Below are 6189 nucleotides of genomic sequence, written 5' to 3'. Positions count from 1 at the left end.
CCCTCGGAGGGCGGGGCGTCGGGCTGTCACCGGCGGACGATGCCCGGGTCTGCCCCCGGCTGCTGCACGTACCAGTCGTACGGCACGGTGACCGCCTTCGGGACGCCGTTCTCCTCGATGAGTTTGTGGTCCGAACCGCGCTTCCGTCGGCGCGGCACGTCGTGCGCGCGGGCGATGACCCGCACCTGTTCCTGGCTCCACGGCAGGTGCTCGGCGATCTCCGCGTTGGTCAGGGTGGGGCGGGCCTTCAGCTCGTCCGCGATGCACGTCTCCAACGTGGCGCGCGCCTTCTTCTCGTCGCCGACGGCCAGGTTCCAGGCGGCGAGGAGGTCGCGGAGCCGTTCGCTGAGCTTGTAGACGACCGGCTCGCCCTCGGTCTGGCGGTGGCGCTCGCGCGGCGGGACGCCCCGGCCGCCCATGAGCAGCCGCAGCATCTCCGCCGTCCACGGCAGGTGCTGGGCGAGCACGTTCAGGGTCAGCTGGCGGTCGTCCCTCAGCTCCTGGGCGATGCCCTCTTCCAGGGCCTCGCGAGCCTTCGGCTCCGTCTCGTCCACGGCCTTCTTCCAAGCGGCGAGGGAGTCGCGGAGCTGGTCGCTGGGCTGGTAGCCGCTGGGGAGCGGGCTGTCGGTGGTGGCCATGCCGAAAGTCTGGCACAAGGCAGCCGGGATAAACGTGAGCGTCAGACCCAAGGAATGGAAAAACCCTGCCTGACCTTGCTTTTTCTCGCCCAAACGAGTCTGGATAAAAGTGGGGCGGGGAGGACTGAGGACGACACACCAACCACCGACCCCGAGTAGCCCACCGCCCCACTCACCGACGGAGAACGGAGCACCCCGTGCGCAACTACGCCACCGCCCAGGCCCTTGGCTCCCGCACCGCCCAGTGCGACGCCACGGCCATCCACACCGCGCCCGACGGCGCCCGCGCCTACGCCCTGCTCGACGGCATCGGCGACTACCAGAGCGTCCGTACCTGGACCAGGACGGCCGCGCGGCGCGTGGCCCGCGCCGCCTCGCGCCGGGGCGACGCCGAGGCCGGGCTGCGCCACATCTACCAGGAGTTCGCGGCCGACCCCGATCGCCAGGACCCGTACACCCGGCGCTACATGGAGTCGGCTGCCGCGGTCGTGGTGGTCACCGCCCCCGGCCGGCCGATGACGGTCGCCTGGTGCGGCGACTCCCGGGCGTACCTGCTGGACCGGGGGATCGCCCGCCGGCTCACCGCCGACCACAACGACCGTCGGGTCCACCCGCCGATCGCGACGTACCCGGAGGGCGGGGACCGGAACGTGATCACCTCATATCTCGGCAGCGCGGACGCCGACGAGGAGCTGATGAGCCGGTTCGGCCACCCGGCGATCGAGACGGCCACCGTCAGTCTGGACGGGCCTTCTCGGCTGGTGCTGGCCTCGGACGGCGCGTACGAGCCGCACATGGACGCCGGGCACGACCTCTACGTGGAGCTTGCCGACGAGCCGCTGGATGAAGTCGCCCGCGACTTCGTCAGCCGGGCGGTCGCGACCTCACTGCGGACCACGGCCGCGAAGGACCCGGGCGGGCCCTATGCGGACAACGCCAGCGTCCTCCTCGCCGACCTCGCCTGAGCGCTCCCTCGGCGCCCGGCACGGGCCGCCGGACGCCGAGGATCGCTTGACCATTCTTTGACCAAATAAATTTGGATAATCGAGTTACCGCAGATGTATTTGGTCAATGAAGAAGGTGTCACCCACTCACCACCACCCCCCAGGGAGTCGCCATGGCCACCACCGAGACCGAGACCCGGTGCACGAAGTGCGGTCGGCGACTCCGCAACGACAGCCCCGACGGGCTCGGTCCGAAGTGCAGGAGGAAGGTCCGCAAGGCCACCCGCTCCACGGAGCTGGACCAGTACAAGACACACCTGGTCGACAAGGCGGCCGAGCTGCTGGAGCAGGGCGGGATGGTCCCCCTCCGCGACACCGGCAAGAACGCCGTCTACCTCGCGGTCAGCAGCGACGGCCTGGAGGTCTACCGGACGGCACGGGCGGCCTGCACCTGCCCGGCCGGCCTGCGCGCCACCTACATGTGCGCCCACCGGATCGCCGCCCACGTGCTGGCCCTGGCCAGCTGAAAGGACCGCCACATGGCCAACCGCGTCACCCGCTGCGAGGACTGCAGCGACCAGATCGAGATCGATGACGACGGCTTCCGCACCCTCTGCGGATGCGACGTCGCCGAGTAACCCACCCCACCACCAGGAGGACCGCATGACCAGCAACACCGAAAACGTCGCCCGCCGCCTCGACCTGCTCGCCGGCATCGTCCAGGACCGCGCCCACCACCCGCAGCCGTACCTGATCAACCGGCTGGTCGGCCTCCTCAAGAGCGCGGTGGCCACCGCGGCGGTCGCCCCGCTGGAGGACGGCAGGAGCGTCCCGGCCGTCACCCTGGACGCCGTGCAGGAAGCCTCGGACCTCATGGAGGCCCACGACTTCCACATCCCGGCCTCGATCCTCGGCTACGTCCTGGCGCCCGCTCTGGGCGACGTCCCGCCGATGAAGGCGCTGAACGCGGTCACCGAGCAGCTGGCCCGCCGGGACTTCGAGTTGCAGAAGCGCCGGAACACCGTCCTCCACGGCGACCGGCTGAACTCGGAGGACGACGAGTCCGTGGCCTGGGCGCTCCGGGCGCTGGTGAGCATCCTCTACAAGCACGACCGCCTGGCCGCCGCGGTCACCGTCGACAACGCCCGGCCCTGCAACCAGGGCCTGACCCCGTTCCACCTGATCGCGCTCCAGCAGCAGGCCAACAAGGCGGCGGCCAAGGCCGGACCGACCGACGGGGCGAAGCTGATCGCGGCGCTCGGCGCGTACTACATCCCCGCCTTCTTCGCCGAGGACTGCGGCGTCTCCTACATCCTGGTGGGCGTCGACCAGACCACCGACGAGGGCGACGCCCGCACCGGCCCGAAGGTGTTCCTGCACTCCGGCGAGAACGCCGACCGCAGCCCGGCCGAGCACGACGAGCCGTGGACGGCCGCCCTGTACGACGGCGCCGGCGAGTACGTGAATCAGCTGTTCACCGCGCAGGCCGGCCTGACCATCGAGGCCGAGTGCGCGCACGCGGCCCTGTGCCTGGCGACCTGGCTGGCCAACCACGCCGACCGCTACCGCGTCTGACCTCCCCTCACCCACCGTCCCGAAGGAGAACGCCATGTCCGACCACGCCGTGACCTGCCAGCACCCGGTGCCCACCCACTTCGCGATGCCCTGCGTCCGCTGCCTCCTGGACAGCAGGCACTCCCAGGCGATCGTCCTGATCAGCGCCGCCAGCGGCCAGGGGCTCGCGGCCTGCACGGAGCACCGCGAGACGACGGCCACGATCGTCCCCCAGATCCAGGCCGACGACGACAACGCGCTCCGGGTGCTGTTCGGGATGCGGGAGCTGCCCGAGCCGGCCGGGGCCGGCCGCGCCTGACCGGCCACACCTTGACGACCCTTTGACCAAATCACCTTGGTTTACGAGGGTAAACCAACCGAACTTGATCAATGAATGAAGTGCGACACACCACCCCCACCACCCCACCGAAAGGGCACAGCACATGTTCCACGAGACGGTCACCCACGCCAGTGGCGAGAGCAGAGGCCACGCCAGCGAGGCCCACGGCCTGCTCCTCCTCCGGCGCGCGCTCAAGCGCGGGCACGCCATCCAGGCCACCCCGGCCGGTGGGTCCAGCATCACCTGGTCGCGCATGGGCCACGGCGGCCGGGCGGTTGTCCGCTCGATCACCCTCACTCCCCAGACCCCGGTCGGCGCCCTCACCAACGACACCGTGCGGGACCTGGGCGTCATCGACAGCACCGGGACCGCCCGGTACGACCTGCGCGACGGCCGCCGGATCATCGCCGCGGGCCTCTTCGAGATCCCGGCCCTGACGACCGCCCGCTACCGGGCCCGGAGCCTCGTCACGGCCGACCGCGCCGACCGCGTGCGCCTCACCCTGACCGCCCACCTCGGCCTCCTCGCCCGCGAGCACCAGGCGGGAACCGACACGGGCCTGTGCGCCTGCGGCCTGCTCACCGTCTGCCCCGCCACCCCCGAGGAAGCCCGCTCCCTCACCCGGCGCCACCGCGAGGCGGTCGCCGGCGAGTTCGTCAGCAACCTCTCGGCCGCCTTCGCCGCGGCCGTCGCCGCCTCCTGACCCACCGCCCCCCGAACGGAACGGACAAAGCCATGAGCACCAGCATCCTCAACCGCATCGTCATCGATGGCACCGGCGGCGACATCATCCGCATGGCCGACGGCCAGCGCATCACCCTCACCACCCGGCCCGGCTCCCCGCTCGGCATCGACGAGGTGTTCCTGTGGCCCGGAGTCGACGCCCCGTGCAACGACAGCTGGGCGAACGAGGACTCGATCGAACTCTGGCTGACGGTCGGCGACACCGGCCAGGAGGCGGGCCGCCTCTTCTACGAGGTCCCCGTGGAGGACGTCCGGGCGCTCATCGAGGAGCACGGCGGCGAGCACGCCGACCAGACCCCCGCCACCGAGGCCGAGATCCGCGAGCTGGTCGCCAAGCACTCGTCCTGACCCACCCCGCCGGTTGTCCGGACGTGTCCGCCTAGACCTCGGACACGTCCAGACGCCCGGCCAGACCGTACAGGAGAGCCCGATGAAGGTCACCAGGAGCATCGTGCGCGGCGTCCACGCGACGGCCGCCACCCTCATCCTCGCCGACGACGTCCAGGCCGAGCCCCGCCACCTCCGGGCGGCGGTCAGCAAGGCGACCAGCAGTCGGCACGGAGACGAGGCGTTGTCGGACCAGACTCTGATCCGCCGCAAGGCGCTGGAGGAGGCGCCCGAGTGGTCTTGCCGGTGGACCCGCAAGGACCTGGTCGACGCGCTGCACCGCTCCGGCCGTGAGGGCCTGGACCTCGCCGAGCTGGTCGGCGCCCGGTACGCGGTCGCGGCGGGCCGGATCTGGTGCCACGGCTCCTACAGCTCGTCGCGCGTCATGACCGAACTCCCCCGGAGCAAGGGGTTGTCCTACGGCGGGCGCCCCTGGCTCTGGCTCTGGCCGGACGACGACAGCCAGATCGACCCGAACGTCGTCCGGGCCGCGTACGCCACCTGACGCCGGACACGTCCGGACAGCTTGTCCGGACAGTGTCCGCCCAGGTAGAACCCCATCCCCCGCCCGGCCGGACGACCGGAACGGACAGTGTCCGGACAGCCCCCGGCGGCACCCACGAGGCAAGGAGCACCACCCCCATGGAGGCTACCCAGGTCACCCCGGAGCGCTACGGCGGCGAGCCCCTGTACGCGGGCCTCGCCCGCGACTACAGCCAGCGGGAGCGGCCGTTCACCATCACCGTGGCCGGGCCGGAACGCTACGACGGCGGGCGCCCCACCACCTACGTGGTCGACGCCTGCTCGACCGAGAAGGCGTGGGCGCAGGTCCTCGCCTGGCACATGGCGGCCGAGGAGACGCCCGACTGCTTCGTCCTCGAAGACGGCTCCTTCGAGGGAATGCCTGGCGGGACGGCCGGCATCGACTGGAGTGACCTCCGGCCGGAGCACCGGCGGCAGCGCGCTCTGGACGACCTGGCGGACGAAGCCACCGAGCTTGTCCGCGCCTTCGATGAGGCCACCCGCGCGCACATGGGCCCGGACGGCGAGGTCCAGGCGGAGCACCGCCCGGCGTACGAGAGGGCGGTCTCGCAGGTCCGCTTCGACGGCTGGACGATGGTCCGCGCGCTGTCCGCCGCCCGACGGCCGGGGCTGACCCCCGGCGGCCCCGTCCCCGCCCCGGAACGGGGCCCGAAACTCCCCCAAACTTCGTTGCATATCAGAGTTACCACAGAGGCGTTTGGTCAATGAAGAAGGTGTAACAACCATCACAGAATAGGAGGAAACGCCATGGCCCACACCGATCAGCGCTGGCGGATCCGCTACAGCTACCCGGCACCGGCCGCCGCCTGGTGGGCGAAGGACGGCCTGGAGAAGAACTCGACCTTCCTCAACAACGGCGAGGAGAGGCTGACGCCGGAAGAGGCCGCCGAGATCGTCGCCCGCCAGTTCCGGCACGAGGGCCCGCTGACCGACATCACGGTCTGGCAGGAGACCCCCGAGGAGCGCGACGCCCGCCTGGCCGCCAGCCGGCGGGGCATGGGCGGCGCCAACTGACCACCCCGCCACCGCGGCCCGGCAC

At 71.2% G+C, this 6189-nt stretch carries 10 protein-coding genes; 9 read left to right on the top strand and 1 reads right to left on the bottom strand.

From position 1 onward, the window contains the following. Window positions 1–26 precede the first annotated feature (26 nt). The gene (locus ACWF94_RS30165; RefSeq protein WP_453495466.1) at window positions 27–638 is read right to left on the bottom strand and encodes a hypothetical protein; all 612 of its coding nucleotides are present in this window, start codon (window positions 636–638) and stop codon (window positions 27–29) included. Between the two features lie 197 nt (window positions 639–835). Here ACWF94_RS30165 and ACWF94_RS30160 point away from each other — a divergent pair, with 197 nt between their 5' ends. The 9 genes from ACWF94_RS30160 to ACWF94_RS30120 all read left to right on the top strand — a co-directional run bounded on the left by ACWF94_RS30160 (window position 836) and on the right by ACWF94_RS30120 (window position 6164). Further along, the gene (locus tag ACWF94_RS30160) at window positions 836–1603 is read left to right on the top strand and encodes a PP2C family protein-serine/threonine phosphatase (protein WP_453495463.1); all 768 of its coding nucleotides are present in this window, start codon (window positions 836–838) and stop codon (window positions 1601–1603) included. 152 nt (window positions 1604–1755) lie between these two features. Then, the gene (locus ACWF94_RS30155) at window positions 1756–2109 is read left to right on the top strand and encodes a hypothetical protein (protein ID WP_453495460.1); all 354 of its coding nucleotides are present in this window, start codon (window positions 1756–1758) and stop codon (window positions 2107–2109) included. Between the two features lie 136 nt (window positions 2110–2245). Further along, entirely contained in the window at window positions 2246–3157 is a 912-nt protein-coding gene (locus ACWF94_RS30150; RefSeq protein ID WP_453495457.1) for a hypothetical protein, read from the top strand. Between the two features lie 34 nt (window positions 3158–3191). Next, window positions 3192–3455, top strand: coding sequence for a hypothetical protein (locus ACWF94_RS30145; RefSeq protein WP_453495455.1), 264 nt, complete (start codon window positions 3192–3194; stop codon window positions 3453–3455). A 124-nt stretch (window positions 3456–3579) separates the two neighbouring features. Then, window positions 3580–4179: a hypothetical protein gene (locus ACWF94_RS30140; RefSeq protein WP_453495452.1), complete on the top strand. Its 600-nt coding sequence runs from the start codon at window positions 3580–3582 to the stop codon at window positions 4177–4179. 32 nt (window positions 4180–4211) lie between these two features. Next, window positions 4212–4568: a hypothetical protein gene (locus ACWF94_RS30135; RefSeq protein ID WP_453495449.1), complete on the top strand. Its 357-nt coding sequence runs from the start codon at window positions 4212–4214 to the stop codon at window positions 4566–4568. 82 nt (window positions 4569–4650) lie between these two features. Next, entirely contained in the window at window positions 4651–5112 is a 462-nt protein-coding gene (locus tag ACWF94_RS30130; RefSeq protein WP_453495446.1) for a hypothetical protein, read from the top strand. Between the two features lie 137 nt (window positions 5113–5249). Next, the gene (locus ACWF94_RS30125) at window positions 5250–5858 is read left to right on the top strand and encodes a hypothetical protein (protein ID WP_453495443.1); all 609 of its coding nucleotides are present in this window, start codon (window positions 5250–5252) and stop codon (window positions 5856–5858) included. Between the two features lie 39 nt (window positions 5859–5897). Continuing rightward, complete coding sequence (locus tag ACWF94_RS30120) at window positions 5898–6164, top strand: hypothetical protein (protein WP_453495441.1); 267 nt, start codon at window positions 5898–5900, stop codon at window positions 6162–6164. Window positions 6165–6189: the final 25 nt, after the last annotated feature.

The organism is Streptomyces sp. NPDC055078 (assembly GCF_053607985.1).
Note: the sequence above shows the minus strand (reverse complement) of the source record. Positions and strands in the feature narration are given on the sequence as shown.

Bases quoted from the DNA above. Each gene is read 5' to 3' on its own strand.
- ACWF94_RS30165 (WP_453495466.1), bottom strand. From the start codon at position 638: ATGGCCACCACCGACAGCCCGCTCCCCAGCGGCTACCAGCCCAGCGAC.
- ACWF94_RS30155 (WP_453495460.1), top strand. From the start codon at position 1,756: ATGGCCACCACCGAGACCGAGACCCGGTGCACGAAGTGCGGTCGGCGA.
- ACWF94_RS30150 (WP_453495457.1), top strand. From the start codon at position 2,246: ATGACCAGCAACACCGAAAACGTCGCCCGCCGCCTCGACCTGCTCGCC.
- ACWF94_RS30145 (WP_453495455.1), top strand. From the start codon at position 3,192: ATGTCCGACCACGCCGTGACCTGCCAGCACCCGGTGCCCACCCACTTC.
- ACWF94_RS30140 (WP_453495452.1), top strand. From the start codon at position 3,580: ATGTTCCACGAGACGGTCACCCACGCCAGTGGCGAGAGCAGAGGCCAC.
- ACWF94_RS30135 (WP_453495449.1), top strand. From the start codon at position 4,212: ATGAGCACCAGCATCCTCAACCGCATCGTCATCGATGGCACCGGCGGC.
- ACWF94_RS30130 (WP_453495446.1), top strand. From the start codon at position 4,651: ATGAAGGTCACCAGGAGCATCGTGCGCGGCGTCCACGCGACGGCCGCC.
- ACWF94_RS30125 (WP_453495443.1), top strand. From the start codon at position 5,250: ATGGAGGCTACCCAGGTCACCCCGGAGCGCTACGGCGGCGAGCCCCTG.
- ACWF94_RS30120 (WP_453495441.1), top strand. From the start codon at position 5,898: ATGGCCCACACCGATCAGCGCTGGCGGATCCGCTACAGCTACCCGGCA.